The sequence below is a fragment of the Ruegeria arenilitoris genome (genome assembly GCF_013030265.1).
Taxonomy (GTDB): domain Bacteria; phylum Pseudomonadota; class Alphaproteobacteria; order Rhodobacterales; family Rhodobacteraceae; genus Ruegeria; species Ruegeria arenilitoris_E.
The window spans coordinates 109100-125421 of the sequence record NZ_WPZQ01000005.1 but is presented as its reverse complement, the minus strand read 5'-3'; the positions used below and the strand labels follow the sequence as shown (position 1 = coordinate 125421).

The following is a 16322-nucleotide window of genomic DNA, read 5'->3' as shown; positions in this document are numbered from 1 at the left end:
TCAGCGATCCTTCGGGTCCAGAGCGTCGCGCAGGCCATCTCCGATGAAGAACATCGTGATGATGATTGCGACGTAGAATGTGAGCGGGAACATCAACTGCCACAGGGTGCCATAACCCATCGTTCCGGCCCCTTCGGCGATCAGACGGCCCAACGAAGTGTAAGGTTCCGAAATCCCCAATCCGAGGAACGAAATGAAACTCTCGGTCAGGATCATCTCGGGCACCAACAGCGAGGCATAAACGATCACCACCCCCAGAAGGTTGGGCAGGATGTGGCGATACATGATGGTGAACTCGCTGACACCAGCGGCTCGGGCGGCTTCGATGAATTCGCGGTTTTTCAGGGTCAGGGTCTGTCCCCTAACGATCCGCGCCATGGTCAGCCAGCCGACCGCACCAAGTGCAATGAACAGCATAAAGAATGACCGCCCTGCGACCACCAGCAAAAGGATGATGACCAGTGTGGCCGGAATGGCCAGCAGGATGTCGACAAATCGCATCATGGCGCCGTCGGTGCGGCCCCCGATGTATCCGGCGGTAATCCCGTAACACGTTCCAACGATCAGAGCCGTCGCAGCGCCGATCAAGCCCACCAACAGCGATGTGGTTGTCGCCTGAATGACCCGGCTATAGAGGTCACGCCCAAGATCATCGACACCAAAGTAGTGTCCAGTTTCAATGGACGGCATCCCCATGCCGCGTACGTCACCCATGACGTTCCAGTCGATTTCCTCGTTGTTCCACACGGCAAAGTAGGGTCCGATAATCGTGAACAACACGATGAGACCCAGAATGAAGACGCTCGCCATTGCGGCCTTGTTGCGGACAAAACGCATACGCGCGTCCTGCCAGAGTGATCGCCCCTGAATGACCGTGTAATCGGTGATTTCTTCGGCCAGATGAGCGGCTTTTTGTGATTTTCCAAGCATTGCCAGCCCCTCAGTAACGGATTTTCGGATCGAACCAGGCATAGGCTAGGTCGGTCAGAAGGTTCACGAAAACGGTCAGAACGCCGTAGAGGATCGTAACCCCTAGCAGCACGGCATAGTCGCGAGACAGAGCAGATCCCACATAGGCCTGTCCCAATCCGCCGGTCGAGAAGTAGATGTCCACAAAGACCGAGCCGGTCAGAACGTAGACAAAGACCGGACCCAGATAGGATACGACTGGCAGCAAGGTTGGCTTCAGTGCATGGCGCCAGATCACAGTTCTTGTCGGCAGACCTTTTGCGCGGGCGGTGCGGATGAAGTTCGAGTTCAGAACTTCCAGCATCGACGATCGCGTGATCCGGGCGATTGATCCCATGTAAGACGTCGCCAGCGCAATCACGGGCATGATCAGATAGGGCCATTGACCGCCATTCCAGCCACCGCCTGGCAGCCATCCCAGCCACAGGGTAAATGTCAGGATCAGGATCGGACCCATGATGAAGTTCGGAAGTGCCTGCGCAGCGATGCCCAGACCAACGGCAAAATAGTCGATCCAGCTATTGTGCTTGATGGCAGCAGCAATCCCAAGGCTGACACCGACAAAAGTAGCAACAAGAAACGACAGCGAACCATAGGTCAGCGAGATCGGGAAACCCTGTGCGATAATGTCATTTACGTCGCGGTCCTTAAACTTGAAGGACGGGCCGAAATCGAAATGCACGACGATGTTGTAGAGGTAGTCCCAAAGCTGCTTCCAAAGGGGCTGGTCCAACCCGTACCGCGCCTCGATATTGGCCAGAACCGCCGGCGGCAGTGGCCGTTCCGAGGTGAAGGGTCCACCTGGCGCGAAGTGCATTAGAAAGAAACTGGCAACGATCAGCAAAAGGATCGTTGGAACGGCGATCAGCAATCGCCGGATGATATAGGCAAGCATTCCATGCCCCCATTATTGGCTTTGCCCCGGATAGGGTTCCGGGGCAAAGCACGATTTAGGATGATTATTCGGCGATCTTGTAGAGGTTCTTGGAATACCAGTTCTGCTCTACGTTATTGATCGGCCAGTTCCCCAGGTCGCTATCCATCATGTAGACGCCAGCATAGTGATAGATCGGAATGATAGGGGTTTCTTGTGCGATAATACGCTCGACCTCGGTGTACAGAGGTGCTGCATCATCTGCTGTCTTTGCTTCGGCTAGCAGTTCATCAACGCGAGCGTTGTTGTACTTGCCGTCGTTGTAGCCTGAATCCGACTGCAGCAGATCGAGGAAGGTGGATGCTTCGTTATAGTCGCCACACCATGCGCCACGTGCCAGATCGAAGTTCTGGTTGCCGCGCTCTTCCAGGAAGATCTTCCACTCCATGTTGGCGAGTTCGACGTTGGCACCCAGCTTCTGTTTCCACATCTGGCTCAGCGCCACGGCAACTTTCTTGTGCGCCTCTGAGGTGTTGTAGACCATCGAGAAGGTCAGTGGGTTGTCGGGACCGTAGCCCGCCGCCGCCAGCAATTCTTTGGCCAGTTCGTCACGCTCGGCTTGCGACATCGACGCCATTTCCACCTCCGGAACGTCAAAGCCTGCTGTCGCTTCGGGTGCGAAAGTGTAGGCCTGCGGCTGACCGCCAGCCATGATGTTCTCGGTGATGATCTTACGGTCAACGGCCAGGGACAGGGCCTGACGGACGTTCGGATCCTTGAACGCCTCTGGGCCACCTTCGGACAGGTTGAACGTATAGTAATAGTTGCACAGACGTGGATAGCTGATCGCTTCGTCAGGATATTCTTTGCTCAGACGCGGGAACTGACCAGCGGGAACATCGGTACGGTCCAGTTCACCTGCCAGATAGCGGGTCAGGGCAACGTTCTCATCATTGATGACCAGGGCAACGACTTTGTCGAGGATGGTGTTTTCGTTATCCCAGTACATTTCGTTGCGCTCACGAACCGAACGCTCCTGCGGCAGGTGCTCGGTCAGAACATAAGCGCCATTCGATACGATGTTACCGGGTTTGGTCCAGGCATCGCCGAACTCTTCAATCACCTTCTGCGGGGCCGGGAATGTTGTCGAATGTGTGGTCATCTGCGGGAAGTAGGGCAGGGGTGCGCTCAGTCTCACTTCCAGCGTTTGATCGTCGATTGCTTTGACGCCCAGCTCGTCAACCGGCTTTTCACCGGCAATGATTGCTGCCGCATTTTCAATCGACATCAGTTCCATGAACCACGCGTAAGGAGAAGACAGCGCGGGATCGACGGCACGTTTCCAGGCGTATACAAAATCGCCTGCGGTTACCGGATCACCATTTGACCATTTGGCATTGTCGCGCAGGGTAAAGGTGTAGACGTCTTTGGTATCGTTGACGGTAAAGTCTGTCGCTACCCCGGGAACGAGGTTGCCGTTTTCGTCCTGGTTCATCAGACCTTCGAACAGGTCACGGACGATATCGGCGCCATCCGTATCTTCGACAACCTGTGGATCGACCGAGCTGTGCTCATCAAGAACGCGGTAGATAAAGGTCTGGTCGTCGGCCAGCGGTTCACCGGTTTCAGGATGGGTGCCTGCAGCAAAGGCGGCACCTGCGATCATGGTCGAGGACAGCAGCCCCGCCAGCGAGTTTCGAATGTACTTATTCATGTTGTTGCTCCCATTTGTCGGCGCCAGAATTGCACTCTGAAAAGGGGGTGGCATCCGGCAGCCTGATTTGTCCGACGTCCGCTGGGACTCAGTTCAATTCGATTTTGGTTTTGCCAATTCGCAAGGAACACTGCGTCGCAGCTTTCTTGATTGCAGTCGGTGAGGTGGTTGCGAAAGTCGACTTTCACTGCTGCAGAACGTGGCATTATTTGGGCAAGGGATAAAGGCTTGGTCGGTCATTTGAGCAACCAAAGGTAGAAAGAAACCCAAAGCCGGGGGGTGCCCGAAATTTTCTGAGGCGGGGCAGTGTCATCGTGATATTTTTGTGAAGGCCCGAGTCTTTTGCAGGGAAAACCTAAGTCCAGAACGTTTGTTTTCCGAGGCTCCAAAGCCCAAAATCAACCGAATCGCTGGTCGGTTTTACGACTCGCTACTGCGCGCTGGAGTGCATCGAAGATGAGTGATTCAGGGCTTGAGTTGTGACTTCATACGGCTTTCAGGAAAGCACGTGGGTGCCTGACCGGTCGCCTCTTGCCACCGGCCGATCGAACGTCGGGTTTTAAAACCGGGAAGCCCGTCTGCTCCGCCCACATCATGACCCTGCTGCTCAAGTGCGCGTTGCATGCTGGCGACATCAGATCGATATAATCCACCGACTTTACCCCAGCCACTGCTGAAGTTGCCCATCCCATACTGAATGCGGTCCCCAACATGGCCGACGAACAGAGCATAGAGGTCGCTCATATTGTAGTCTTTGAGAACGTAGAAATTCGGCGTGACGATAAAGGCAGGGCCATTTCGCCCGGCGGGCATCATAAGATATCCTTCGCCGGCCAGTTCATGAGGCGGAAATGGTTTGCCCGAGGTTCGCGCAATCCCCATCGCCGCCCAGTCCCGAATTGGCCGCCCCTGATCCGGGCCTTCCAACGCGCAGGACACAGATAAAGGTACTGATACCTCGAAACCCCAGTCGCGGCCTGCGACCCAACCGTGACGGGCCAGGTAATTGCCGATCGATGCGAGCGTATCATCGGTCGACCCCCAGATGTCCGCGCGTCCGTCGCCATTGCCATCTGCGGCAAAGTTCAGAAAACTCGATGGCATGAACTGTGGCTGCCCCAAGGCACCAGCCCAGCTGCTTTTCATGGCCCTGCCTGAAACATGCCCGGCTTCCGCGATTTGCAATGCGGCGATCAACTCATCGGTAAAGTAATCTGACCGGGTACTCATGAAGCCCTTGGTGCCAAGGACCTGGAATGCATCATGACGGATAGCGACCTGTCCATAGCCGCTTTCACGACCCCAGACAGCCAGGATGATACGTCCCGGAACCCCGGTTTGTGCCTCGACACGGGCTAAAGTTGCCGCATGACGTGCAGCCATTTTGCGGCCAACCGATGTTGCACCCTGAACTGACCCGGCATTGAAGTATTTTCCCGGTGATCCGAACTCGGCCTGCCGCTGTTTTTTGGGTGTGCTGGCTTTGGTGCCCGGTGGCACCAGGTCGGGAAGATCCCAGTTCAGCGTGACGCCAGTAAAGGCCTGGTTCATGGTTTGACGAGAAACGCCTTTGGCACGGGCTTTAGGCCAGACCTCTTGTTGCAGCCAGTTCTGAAACTGTTGTTCAACCGCCGCCCGATTTTGTGCGGCAACATTGGTGCCAAACAAGGTCAGGCTAAGGAACAAAAGAAATATACGCATCATGAACCGGTCTCGCCTGCCTTAAGAGTCAAGTCAACAGGCTGGTTGTTCGATCAAGCCAGCGGTTGAATGCCCGGTGGCCCTGACAATCACCGGTTTGGAAAAAACCTTGAGAAATTTCATGACTTTGCCGATAGTTGGACGGAATCGAGGGCATGAAAGGACGGGTGGGCGTGAGCAATTTCAGGTTGTCCCTTGCGTTAGTGCCAATACTGGCGGCAATTGCAGTTTTGTTTGCTTCGGCACAGGTGGTCGGAGCGAGTGACAGTTTCATGGACCCTCAGGGTCCAATCGCAGCAGTCCAGAAAACGCATCTGTTGCGGGCAACGGGCTTGATCCTGATCGCTGTTATTCCCGTTCTGCTGCTCGTCCCGCTCATCGCCCTGCGATACCGTCGCCGCAAGGGTGGCACCGCGGCCTACCGGCCCGATTGGGATTTCTCGGCAAAGCTCGAGTTCCTGATGTGGGGTGTTCCGGTCGTGATCGTCGCCATTCTTTCCTTCTATTTATGGAAAGCGACACATCGGCTGGACCCTTATGCTGCACCCTTCGGTGATGAACCGGCTTTGAGAGTGCAGGTCGTGGGCCTGGATTGGAAATGGTTGTTCATCTATCCCGATCTCGGCATCGCCAGCGTGGGTGAGCTGGGTATACCGGTCAAACAACAGGTGGCGATGACGCTGACGACCGATACCGTGATGCAATCCTTCATGATTCCCGCTCTGGCAGGTCAGATATATGCCATGCCGGGGATGACAACCCAGCTGCATGTGGTGGCAGATCAGCCCGAAACGATGCAGGGTGAGAACACGCAATACAACGGTCGCGGCTTTACCAAGCAAAAGTTCCAGACAGTCGCGATGCAGCCGGATGAGTTCGATGCCTGGGTCGAGAAGGTACGCGGCAATGGCATTCTTCTGGATCCGACGACCTATCAGACCCTAGCCATGCGCACGGATCGGGATGAGGTTCAGGCCGCGCTGGGAACCACACAGATGCCCGAGAATGCTCTGTACTTCAAATTGGACGACGGCGATCTGTTCCACACAATCCTGCACCGATACCATAGCGGCAAGGCATTGCCGCTGGATCAGCAACCCGGCACGACCGAATTTGGTCAGGAGGCGAGCCAATGACATCCACCGATAGCGGTTTCTTTGGTCGTCTGAACTGGGACGCATTCCCGATCGCGGGGCTTATCCAGAACCCGAATACGAATGAAATCGTCGCCAATGCTGCTGCTGGCATAGTGATCGTTGGCGTTGTGGCCGTTTTGGGTCTGCTGACATGGTTCCGACTTTGGGGACCGCTCTGGCGAGACTGGCTGACCAGCGCCGATCACAAGAAGATCGGTATCATGTACATCGTATTTGCAATCGTGATGCTGGCGCGTGGTGTGCTTGAGGGCGTGGTCATGCGCGCTCAGCAAGCGGCGGGTCCGGGTGACGGGTTCCTCGAGGCCGAGCATTTTGCCGAATTGTTCAGCACCCACGGCACGATCATGATCTTCTTTGTCGCGGTGCCTTTTGTGTTCGGCGTGGCGAATTTTCTGGTGCCGTTGATGATCGGGGCGCGGGATGTCGCCTTTCCGGTGATGAACCAGATCAGTCTGGGCCTGACCGTCTCTGCTGGCATGATGCTTATGGTATCTCTGGTTGTGGGCGAGTTCTCGACCGGTGGCTGGACAGCCTATCCGCCCTATACGGGTGCAGCCTTTAATCCGGGCGTCGGGCCGGACTACTGGATCTGGGCTATTGTCGTCTCGGGTATCGGAACGACGCTGACGGGCATCAACTTTGCGGTCACGATTTACAAGCTGCGCGCGCCGGGGATGAAGTTCATGCGGCTGCCGATGTATTGCTGGACGATCATCTGCAGCTCGATCCTGATCATCTTTGCCATGCCGCCGCTTGGGGTAGCCGCGCTGCTGCTGGCGGCTGACCGCTATCTGGATTTTCACTTCTTCACCAACGACCTTGGCGGCAACATGATGAACTATGCCAACCTGTTCTGGCTGTTCGGCCACCCCGAGGTCTATCTGCTGGTGCTGCCAGCATATGGTATCTATTCCGAGGTCTTCGCCACGTTCTCGGCGAAACGGCTCTACGGCTACAACTCTCTGGTCATCGCGACCATGTCCATTGCGGTGCTGTCATTTACTGTCTGGCTGCATCACTTTTTCACCATGGGCCAAAGCGCGCTGATCAACGCAGTGTTTGGTATTGCTACGATGTTGATCGCAATTCCGACAGGTGTGAAAGTGTATGATTGGATGGCGACGCTATGGCGTGGACGCATCCGGTTCTCGGTTCCGATGCTGTATGGTTTGGCCTTCCTGATGCTGTTTGTCATTGGCGGGCTCAGCGGAGTGATCCTGGCCAACCCGACCGTTGACTATCAGGTTCACAACACCCTGTTCCTTGTCGCGCATTTCCACAATGTGCTGCTGCCGGGCGTGCTGTTCGGTTTGCTTGCCGGATACAACTATTGGTTCCCAAAGGCTTTCGGTTTCCGCCTGAACGAGTTCTGGGGCAGGGTGACCGTGGTGCTTTGGACCGTCGGCTTCATGCTGACCTTTCTGCCACTGTACTTTGTCGGCCTGATGGGTATGCCGCGCCGTTCCTACAGCTGGGAAGACCCCAGTTTCCATCCCTATATGATCGTCGCCGTTCTTGGTGCGCTGGTTATCCTCGCCGCACTATTGTCAGTATTGGTGCAGCTTTGGGTCAGTATCCGCGACCGCGAAAAGACCCGTGTGCCAGTGGGCGATCCGTGGGATGCACGGACGCTGGAATGGTCGATCCCGGCACCGCCGCCACCGTATAATTTTGCCATCATTCCGAATGTCACTGATCGCGACAACTTTGCTGCCGCAAAGGAACGCGGTGACGCCTATCCAACGCCAGACGAATACGAAGACATCGTGATGCCGCGCAATACATCGATCGGTTTCATACTGTGTGTTGTCAGTGGGATCTGGATGTTCGCGCTGGTCTGGTGGATCTGGTGGCTGGCTGCGTTAATGACCGTGCTGATCATTCTGTCGATCATCGTCTGGAGCTTTGATACAGAAACAGAAGAGGTCATCACGGCCGAACAAGTGCGCAAAGACCACGAAGCCTGGCTGGCGATCGTTCACAGTGCGGCCGCAGTAGACCGTGATCACGAAACTGCCCCTGAAAACCGCGGACTGGCCCGTCCTGATCTGGAGGCCGTAACATGAGACGAGCGCCATCCCACAGCTATCCCGGTCTGAACCTGGGAGAAGATCATGCCAGCGCCCACAAGTCGAGTGAGGTTGTTACCTTCGGCTTCTGGGTCTTCTTGATGAGCGATCTGGTCTATTTCGGGCTGATGTTCGCGATCTACATTACGATGATAGACGCGCAGGCGGGCGGGCCGGGGCCGCATGAACTGTTCGATCTGAAGAGCATCTTCGCCCAGACCCTGATCCTTCTGACCAGCAGCCTGACGGTCGGGCTTGCCATGCTGGCGCTGAAATACAATCTGCCACGCGCCCGGATCGTGCTTTGGTTTGGGGTAACCCTTGTTCTTGGGATCAGCTTTCTGGTGCTGGAAATCCGCGATTTCATGGCGATGGCTGAACAGGGGGGAATACCACAGCGCAGCGGTTTTCTATCCGCATTTTATGGTCTGGTTCCCCTGCATGGGCTGCATGTCGCTGCGGGCTGCCTCTGGCTGATTGTGCTTGGCATTCAGCTCAGGGTCATGGGTATGACGGACCTCGTGATTTCGCGCGTGATGCGACTGGCGCTGTTCTGGCACTTCCTAGATCTGATCTGGATCGGCATCATTACCATCGTCTATTTCGGAGGGCTGACCTATGGATAAGCGTACCGAGATGCACCGCCGTGAACGCCGTCGTTATGTCATCGGTTATGGCGGTTCTCTGCTGCTGACACTGGCCGTTTTTGCGATTGCCTACTACTTTGGCATCGAAACCAAAGGTGTATACCTGACTATTGGATTGCTGGGCCTTGCACAGCTAATCGTCCAGCTTGTGTATTTCCTGCACATCGACCGGCGTCGCAGCAGCCGCGAAGATCTCGACCTCGTCCTGTTCTCGACAATGGTATTGCTGATCATCATTCTTGGCACAGTCTGGATATTGGGCAACCTGGCCATTCGGATGCACATGCACGTTATGTGATCGATCGCGAACAAGGCAAAAGGATACAGGCACATGAAGTCTCTCAAAGCTGTTGCGGTTGTCGCCATGCTTGTTGCCATCGCGATTGGCCTTTTCCTGTTTTGGAGGCATGAAGAGAGATATCCGTCAACCAAGGATGCCTATGTCGGCGCCAATATCATCAATGTTGCCGCGCAGGTGACCGGGCAGGTCGCCGAGGTGTCAGTGATCGAGAACCAAAAGGTCAAAACCGGCGACCTTTTGTTCACCATCGACGAAACGCAGTTCCGTGCGTCTGTCGATCAGGCCAAAGCCGATCTGGACAGCGCCGAACAACAGGCAAAATCCTTTGCGACACAGCTTCCATCGGCAGAGGCCGAAGTTGATAGCGCGCAATCGGCATTTGATACTGCGCAGAATAATCTGGAACGCGCCAAAGCGCTGTTCTCGACAGGAGATATTGCACAGGCCTCTCTGGATCAGACCACCTCGGCCTTTGCGCAGGCATCAGCGCGCCTGACCACAAGCAAGTCCAGCCTGCTGGCACTGGAGAGCGGTCTGGCTGCCAAGCAGGATGACATTCTGTCGTCGCAGGCCCAGTTGGAGATTGCACAAGCCGATCTGGCATGGACCAAAGTCTATGCCGCAGCCGATGGCTGGGTTGCCAATCTGACCTTGCGTCCCGGATCGTCGGTATCGGCAAACTCGCCGCAGTTTTCCATCGTCGAGTCATCTGATTGGTGGGTCGATGCAAACTTCAAGGAAACATCTCTGCCGCGTATTCGCCCCGGTCAGCCTGTGAAGATCGAGATCGATATGCTTCCCGGCATACAGCTGACAGGCACGGTGGCCTCGATCGGACGCGGGTCGGGTGATACGTTCTCGCTTCTGCCATCCGAGAATTCCAGCGGCAATTGGGTCAAGGTCACTCAGCGTTTCCCGGTCAGGGTCGAGCTTGATCCGACGGATGCACCGCTGCGCGTCGGTGGCAGCAGCAAAGTGACCGTCGACACCACAGTGACACCCAAGGCATCGCAATGACAATGGCAGGTGCCGCCGCTGGCCGGGTTAACCCGGTCATCGTAGTCGCCGTTGTACTCAGTGCCATGCTCGAGGTGTTGGACAGCACCATCGTCAATGTTGCGCTGCCCCATATTCAGGCTGCTTTTGGGGCAACCACCGATCAGGCGACGTGGATCCTGACCAGCTATATCGTTTCCGCCGTCGTGATCATGCCGCTCACCGGGTTTGTGGCCCGGCGCGTTGGGCGGCGGCGATTGATCCTGACTGCAGTAACAGGGTTTGCGACAATGTCCGTGATGTGCGGTCTGTCGTGGAGCCTTGAGACCATCGTGGTGTTCCGTCTGGCCCAAGGCATGTTTGGCGCTTTTCTGATCCCGCTGTCGCAATCCATTCTGTTCGATGCGTTCCCGCGCGAAAAACGTGGTCAAGCGATGGCGGTTTTCGGTCTTGGCGTCGTTGTAGCACCGGTCCTTGGCCCGACGGTGGGTGCCATTCTGACCGAATATTTTTCGTGGCGCATGGTATTCTTCGTCAATCTGCCCGTTGCGGCGATGGCGCTGTTGTTGCTGGCCGGTGAGTTGCCCGATGATGAAACCGATGATGTAAAAATCGACTGGGCGGGTCTGGCCATGCTCGCAATTGGCATCGGCTGTCTGCAATTCGTGCTCGATCAGGGTGAGACCAAAGACTGGTTGTCGTCTCGTGTCATTCAGGTGGCCGTTATCGCTTCGCTTCTCGGAACGCTTGGGTTCATTATCCATGCCGTGACGAAAAAGGGTGCGATCGTTGATCTGCGCCTGTTTGCGGATCGCAACTTTGCCCTGTCCAATCTGATCATTGCCGGTTTTGCTGTGTCCCTGTTCGGTGGCATCGCGATCCTGCCGACCTTTGTTCAGAGCCTGCTGGACTATCCCGTCATCGAATCCGGGCATCTGTTCATTCCGCGCGGTATCGCAGCCGGGGCTTCGATGGTTGTCACGGGTTCGGTTTTGGTAACCCGCTTTGACCCCCGCGTACTGGCAGGTTTGGGTCTTTTGCTGACGGCAATCGGAAACTTCATGCTGGGTATGCTCAATCTGAACGCGGGTTTCTGGCAATTGGCATGGCCCGGCGCGGTCAGTGGCCTGGGCATGGGGCTGGTCTTTGTTCCCTTGTCGATCCTCGCTTTTGAAAGCATCAGCCAGCGTCGGCAGGACGAGGCTTCGGGATTGTTCAACGTAACACGCCAGCTTGGCTCTTCGGTTGGCATCGCGCTGGTCGGAACCTGGGTCGTGCGCGGATTACAGACGAACACGGCCAACCTCAGCCAGAATGTGACGCCCTACAATCCGGCAGCGCAGGCCTATCTGGAACCGCTTGGGTTGACGCCGGACAGTGCTCAGGGCGCGGCCATTCTGGGTCAGGAAATATCGCGTCAGGCTGAGCTGATCTCATATCTGACAGTGTTCAATAATCTGGGCTTGCTGGCGCTGGCCACCATACCGCTATTGTTCTTTTGCAAGGCGCCAAAGCCGGGCACGCAAGCCACAGTTCACGCGCATTAACGCATCAGGAACAGGCCAAGCCACAGGGCAATCCAACACAGCGCAAGACTGAGAAGAATGTTGCCTGCGGCAAGTGCTATGGTGCGTTCCCGGTGTAATTGAAGCGATTGATAAGCGAAGCTGGAGAATGTCGTGAACCCGCCACAAAAGCCAAAGACAAGGCGCTTTTGCTCTTCGCCCATCTCGACCGGTCCACCGAGATAACCGATCCAAACCCCAAGCAGCAGACTGCCAAGGACATTTACGATGAGGGTGGAAAAGGGTAGGTCATGAGTCACTCGAAGCGCGATCCAGTGTCGCAACACCGCTCCCAGACCGCCGCCGAGGCCAAACATTGTATGCAGATACAGATCGTTCATTCGGGTGGCCGTTCGGAATGAAATGTACGGCCGATGGCTTCACCAAGCATGGCAGCAGCGAGACCCACTATGATCTCGGCGGCCAGCGCGATGATCACAGCCCAGCCATTGGTTTCTGCAATACGCTCAAGCTCAGCTACAAACGATGAAAAGGTGGACAGCCCACCACAAAATCCCACTGCACCCAGATGCAAGACATGTGCATGAACTTTGTGCCGGATCGCATAAAGCCATCCCAGAATGAAACAGGCCACAATGTTGATGCCGAAAGTGGCGGTCAGAAACGGGGCGCCGGGGATTTCGAGAGAGAACGCTTCGCGCAACAACGAACCTGCTGCACCGCCCACAAAAACGGCCGTATACATCAAGGCGCGTTCCCTGAATGCAGTTGCCGTTTTTGCCACTGATGAAAACCTTGCTCAGCCTCAAGTTGCCTTTGGCATACCGTCTGCCTGAACCCGGATCAACCGCTCTGGGTCAGGATCGACCGGCTGGCGAGCGTTCACGAATCCGCTTGCTATGGCTGTAACCGGTTCAAACTCTTGCAATTCTACCCCAAGATACTCCACGATTGGTATCGAAACGGCACCGCAGGGTCCGCTACCAGAGGGCAGGTCATGACATCCAATTCTGTTTGCAAAGTGTTGCTGGACATTCTGGCAGATGCAGGGGGGCGGCAGATCTTCGGCGTAACCGGGGATGCGCTCAATCCGCTGCTCGAAGTGATGCGCAGCGATGACCGGTTCGAGTGGATTGGCGTCCGGCATGAAGAGAACGCGGCCTATGCGGCCTACGCCCAATCTCATCTGACAGGGGGCATAGGGATTTGTGCCGGTACAGTGGGGCCGGGGGCGTTGCACCTGATCAATGGACTTTACAATGCGCGGCGCGAGGGGGCCGGGGTCGTGGCCATTACTGGTCAGATTGCACATCGCGAACGCGGCACTGGTTACCATCAGGAGGTCAATCTCGAGAAGGTTTTCGAAGATGTCTGTGGTTTTCAGGCCGTGATCCACACTCCGGATCAGATGCCCCGTCTGGCACAGATTGCGGTTCAGCGCGCCCTGATCAATCGCGAGGTGGTGCGGATCGAACTGCCGATTGATGTTTCAGAACAACAGGTACCCAGCCTGCATCAGTTCCATCCGATCCTCAAACACCCCTCAATCCTGATCCCGCCTGCATGTGAAATTGATCGTGCCGCCGAACTCATCAACGCAGGCAAAAAAGTCGCCCTGTTTGCCGGTGTCGGATGTCGCGACGCAAAAGACAAGGTTCTTGCGCTGTCCGAAAAGTTGAACGCACCGATTGCGCATTCTCTAAAAAGCAAAGACATCTTCGACTATGACGACCCGAATGTTGTCGGGATGACCGGCTTAATCGGCAATCCGGGCGGTTATCATGCCGTTCGTGACTGCGATGTGCTTGTCATGTTGGGGACAGATTTCCCCTATGAATGGTTCCTGCCGGAAAAGGCTAAGATCATTCAGATCGATCGAAATGTTGAACATCTGGGCCGCCGTGCGCCAATAGCCTCGGGCTTGTTGGGGGATGTTGGGGCGACGCTGGATCTGTTGTTGCCAAAGGTAGATGCCAAGGCAGATCGCAAGTTTGCCGATCATCAGGTCAAGCTGTGCACCAAATGGCTGAAGCAGCAGGACAAGGATGCCAGTCTGGAACGGGATGCTGAACCGCTGCATCCGCAGCTGTTTGCGCGGGAAATTTCCAATCAGGCCTCTGATGATGCGGTGTTTGCCATGGATATTGGTGAATGCACCGTCTGGGTTGCGCGGCAGACACGGATGCACGGCGAACGCCGGATGGTGGGATCCTTCAACCACTCCTCCTTAGGCTCGGGCCTGCCTTCCGCATTGGGTGCCGCTGCACTTGATCCGAGCCGTGAGGTCTGGACCTTCTGCGGGGATGGCGGGTTTGGCATGTCGATGCAGGATTTTGTGACGGCTGTGCGCTATGACTGGCCGATCAAGGTGATCGTGTTCAACAACCAGACACTGGGTTTCGTGAAGATGGAGATGGAGGTGTCGGGCTACCCACTGAACCCGGCTGCGACTGATCTTGTGAACCCGGACTTTGCCGAATACGCCAAGGTTTGTGGCGGTGACGGTGTTCGGGTCGAACACGCGGCCGATATCAAAGATGCGATCGCTCAGGCCAAGGCCAGCCCCAAACCCTTTATCATCGACGCCATGGTAACCCCCGGAGAGTTGGTGATGCCGCCGCATATCGACAGCAAGATGGCCTGGGGATTTGGCATGTCTAAACTGAAAGAGGGCATCCTGCTGGCCAAAGGCGACCACGCACAATGGGATAACTGGGTCAAGGAACTCAAGGCCACGCTCTGATCAGCGTCACCTAGGGAGAACAAAATGATTGTACGCAGAATATACTACGCGGTGACCTATGTGGTGCTGCCTCTGACATTGATATTGGGGCTCTACTGGCCGCCCGCTCACTGGTTGCTGATCATTTTGATCCCATACGCCGTGGTCGGGCTCTATGACATGCTGACCACCAAGCACAACGTGCTGAATAACTACCCTGTTTTGGGCCACTTTCGCTACATGCTGGAATTTGTGAGCCCCGAAATCCGGCAGTACTTTGTGGAAACCAACGAAAGCGGCCGCCCGTTCAACAGGATCGTGCGCGCGTTGGTCTATTCGCGGGCAAAAGGGCAGGTAGATACGCAGGCTTTTGGCACCCAGTACGACATCATGACCGTCGGCTATCACCGCGCGAACCATTCGCTTGCGCCCAAGGATGTGCCGGAATCCGAAGAACGCATCATGTTGGGCGGTCCACAGTGCGAAAAACCCTATAACGCCTCGCGCCTGAACGTCTCAGCCATGAGTTTCGGAGCGCTCAGCGCAAATGCCATCAAGGCGCTGAATGGTGGGGCCAAAGACGGAGGGTTCGCACATAACACCGGCGAAGGCGGGCTTTCGCCGCATCACCTGGCTGAAGGTGGCGATATCATCTGGCAGATTGGCACAGGTTACTTTGGATGCCGCAGACCCGATGGGGGTTTTGACAAGGACAAATTCGCGGAAAAAGCCAAGAAAGACATCGTAAAGGCCATTGAGATCAAGCTGTCGCAGGGGGCCAAACCATCTCATGGTGGGGTACTGCCTGCAGCTAAGGTGGATGAGGAAATTGCCGAAATCCGGGGCGTACCTGCGCATCAGGATGTAATCTCGCCTCCAATCCATTCTGCGTTTGAGGGCCCGACAGGTTTGATGCACTTTGTTCAGCATCTGCGGGAAATGTCCGGTGGCAAGCCCGTCGGGTTCAAGCTTTGCATTGGTAACCAATCCGAGTTTATGGCGATCTGCAAGGCGATGCTGGAAACGGGTATCTTGCCCGATTTCATCACCGTTGATGGAGCTGAAGGCGGCACCGGGGCTGCACCTGTTGAATTCACCAACCGTTTGGGTGTGCCGCTGAACGAGGCTTTGATTTTCGTCAACAACTGCCTGCGAGGGGTAGGTCTGCGTGATAAAATCAGGGTGATCTGTTCTGGCAAGGTCGCAACCGGCTATGACATGATCGAGAAATTCGCATTGGGTGCCGACATGTGTAACGCGGCGCGCGCCATGATGTTTGCGGTGGGCTGTATTCAGGCCTTGCATTGCAACACCAACCGCTGCCCGTCTGGCGTGGCAACGCAAGACCCGATCCGGGGTCGCGCGGTGAATGTTCCCCAGAAACGCAAGCGGGTGCACCGTTTTCACGACTCAACGCTGGAAAGCTTTCGAGAAATTCTGGGAGCCATGGGTAAAGAAAAAGTATCCGATCTGCGTCCATCCGATATACGCCGTCGCACGGCGGATGAACGGGAACATTCATACGCTGAGCTATATAGCTTTATCGATGACGGGGCTTTGCTGGGGGATGCGGTTCCCGAACTCTACGCTGCGGACTGGCAGAAAGCCACGGCCAGCCATTTCTGAGTTAAGTCGAAGAAATAATT

The 16322-nt window shown here is 55.9% G+C and carries 16 protein-coding genes; 9 read left to right on the top strand and 7 right to left on the bottom strand.

The window, feature by feature from the left end; translation table 11 throughout:
* The 5 genes from GOX61_RS10280 to GOX61_RS10260 form a co-directional block, all read right to left on the bottom strand.
* Entirely contained in the window at nucleotides 1-930 is a 930-nt protein-coding gene (locus GOX61_RS10280; protein ID WP_155148404.1) for an ABC transporter permease subunit, read from the bottom strand.
* Between the two features lie 10 nt (nucleotides 931-940).
* The gene (oppB, locus tag GOX61_RS10275) at nucleotides 941-1864 is read right to left on the bottom strand and encodes an oligopeptide ABC transporter permease OppB (RefSeq protein ID WP_155148402.1); all 924 of its coding nucleotides are present in this window, start codon (nucleotides 1862-1864) and stop codon (nucleotides 941-943) included.
* A 64-nt stretch (nucleotides 1865-1928) separates the two neighbouring features.
* Nucleotides 1929-3557 (bottom strand): peptide ABC transporter substrate-binding protein, encoded by a 1629-nt coding sequence (locus GOX61_RS10270; RefSeq protein WP_170333435.1) that lies wholly within the window; start codon nucleotides 3555-3557, stop codon nucleotides 1929-1931.
* A gap of 465 nt (nucleotides 3558-4022) precedes the next feature.
* Nucleotides 4023-5258 carry a lytic murein transglycosylase gene (locus GOX61_RS10265; protein ID WP_170333433.1) on the bottom strand — a complete coding sequence of 412 codons (1236 nt, stop codon included), beginning with the start codon at nucleotides 5256-5258 and terminating at the stop codon, nucleotides 4023-4025.
* Between the two features lie 28 nt (nucleotides 5259-5286).
* Nucleotides 5287-5532, bottom strand: a complete 246-nt coding sequence (locus GOX61_RS10260) for a hypothetical protein (RefSeq protein ID WP_170333255.1) — start codon at nucleotides 5530-5532, stop codon at nucleotides 5287-5289.
* Between GOX61_RS10260 and GOX61_RS10255 the strand changes: the two genes are divergently transcribed.
* From GOX61_RS10255 to GOX61_RS10230, 6 genes are read left to right on the top strand one after another with little or no spacing between them, the layout of a single operon-like run.
* Entirely contained in the window at nucleotides 5531-6394 is an 864-nt protein-coding gene (locus tag GOX61_RS10255; protein ID WP_254436823.1) for a cytochrome ubiquinol oxidase subunit II, read from the top strand. The genes GOX61_RS10260 and GOX61_RS10255 overlap by 2 nt on opposite strands.
* The gene (locus tag GOX61_RS10250) at nucleotides 6391-8481 is read left to right on the top strand and encodes a cbb3-type cytochrome c oxidase subunit I (RefSeq protein WP_170333431.1); all 2091 of its coding nucleotides are present in this window, start codon (nucleotides 6391-6393) and stop codon (nucleotides 8479-8481) included. The genes GOX61_RS10255 and GOX61_RS10250 overlap by 4 nt, the downstream gene beginning before the upstream one ends.
* Nucleotides 8478-9110 carry a cytochrome c oxidase subunit 3 gene (locus GOX61_RS10245; protein ID WP_170333429.1) on the top strand — a complete coding sequence of 211 codons (633 nt, stop codon included), beginning with the start codon at nucleotides 8478-8480 and terminating at the stop codon, nucleotides 9108-9110. Before GOX61_RS10250 ends, GOX61_RS10245 begins: the two co-directional genes overlap by 4 nt.
* The gene (locus GOX61_RS10240; protein ID WP_209016293.1) at nucleotides 9103-9429 is read left to right on the top strand and encodes a cytochrome o ubiquinol oxidase subunit IV; all 327 of its coding nucleotides are present in this window, start codon (nucleotides 9103-9105) and stop codon (nucleotides 9427-9429) included. The genes GOX61_RS10245 and GOX61_RS10240 overlap by 8 nt, the downstream gene beginning before the upstream one ends.
* Nucleotides 9430-9462: 33 nt before the next feature.
* Nucleotides 9463-10449 carry an HlyD family secretion protein gene (locus GOX61_RS10235; RefSeq protein WP_170333427.1) on the top strand — a complete coding sequence of 329 codons (987 nt, stop codon included), beginning with the start codon at nucleotides 9463-9465 and terminating at the stop codon, nucleotides 10447-10449.
* A gap of 2 nt (nucleotides 10450-10451) precedes the next feature.
* The gene (locus GOX61_RS10230) at nucleotides 10452-11975 is read left to right on the top strand and encodes a DHA2 family efflux MFS transporter permease subunit (protein ID WP_170333822.1); all 1524 of its coding nucleotides are present in this window, start codon (nucleotides 10452-10454) and stop codon (nucleotides 11973-11975) included.
* Here GOX61_RS10230 and crcB read toward each other — a convergent pair.
* On the bottom strand, nucleotides 11972-12334 hold the full coding sequence (gene crcB, locus GOX61_RS10225; protein ID WP_170333425.1) for a fluoride efflux transporter CrcB: 363 nt from the start codon (nucleotides 12332-12334) through the stop codon (nucleotides 11972-11974). The two genes, GOX61_RS10230 and crcB, sit on opposite strands and share 4 nt — an antisense overlap.
* Nucleotides 12331-12699 carry a fluoride efflux transporter FluC gene (locus GOX61_RS10220; protein WP_170333423.1) on the bottom strand — a complete coding sequence of 123 codons (369 nt, stop codon included), beginning with the start codon at nucleotides 12697-12699 and terminating at the stop codon, nucleotides 12331-12333. The genes crcB and GOX61_RS10220 overlap by 4 nt, the downstream gene beginning before the upstream one ends.
* A 17-nt stretch (nucleotides 12700-12716) precedes the next feature.
* On the opposite strand from GOX61_RS10220, the gene GOX61_RS22350 reads away from it, so the two are divergent.
* The 3 genes from GOX61_RS22350 to GOX61_RS10210 all read left to right on the top strand — a co-directional run bounded on the left by GOX61_RS22350 (nucleotide 12717) and on the right by GOX61_RS10210 (nucleotide 16302).
* The gene (locus tag GOX61_RS22350; RefSeq protein ID WP_217353832.1) at nucleotides 12717-12863 is read left to right on the top strand and encodes a hypothetical protein; all 147 of its coding nucleotides are present in this window, start codon (nucleotides 12717-12719) and stop codon (nucleotides 12861-12863) included.
* Between the two features lie 88 nt (nucleotides 12864-12951).
* Nucleotides 12952-14697, top strand: a complete 1746-nt coding sequence (locus GOX61_RS10215; RefSeq protein ID WP_170333420.1) for a thiamine pyrophosphate-dependent enzyme — start codon at nucleotides 12952-12954, stop codon at nucleotides 14695-14697.
* A 24-nt stretch (nucleotides 14698-14721) separates the two neighbouring features.
* A complete protein-coding gene (locus GOX61_RS10210; RefSeq protein WP_170333418.1) occupies nucleotides 14722-16302 on the top strand; it encodes an FMN-binding glutamate synthase family protein in 1581 nt (526 codons plus the stop codon).
* Nucleotides 16303-16322 lie beyond the last annotated feature (20 nt).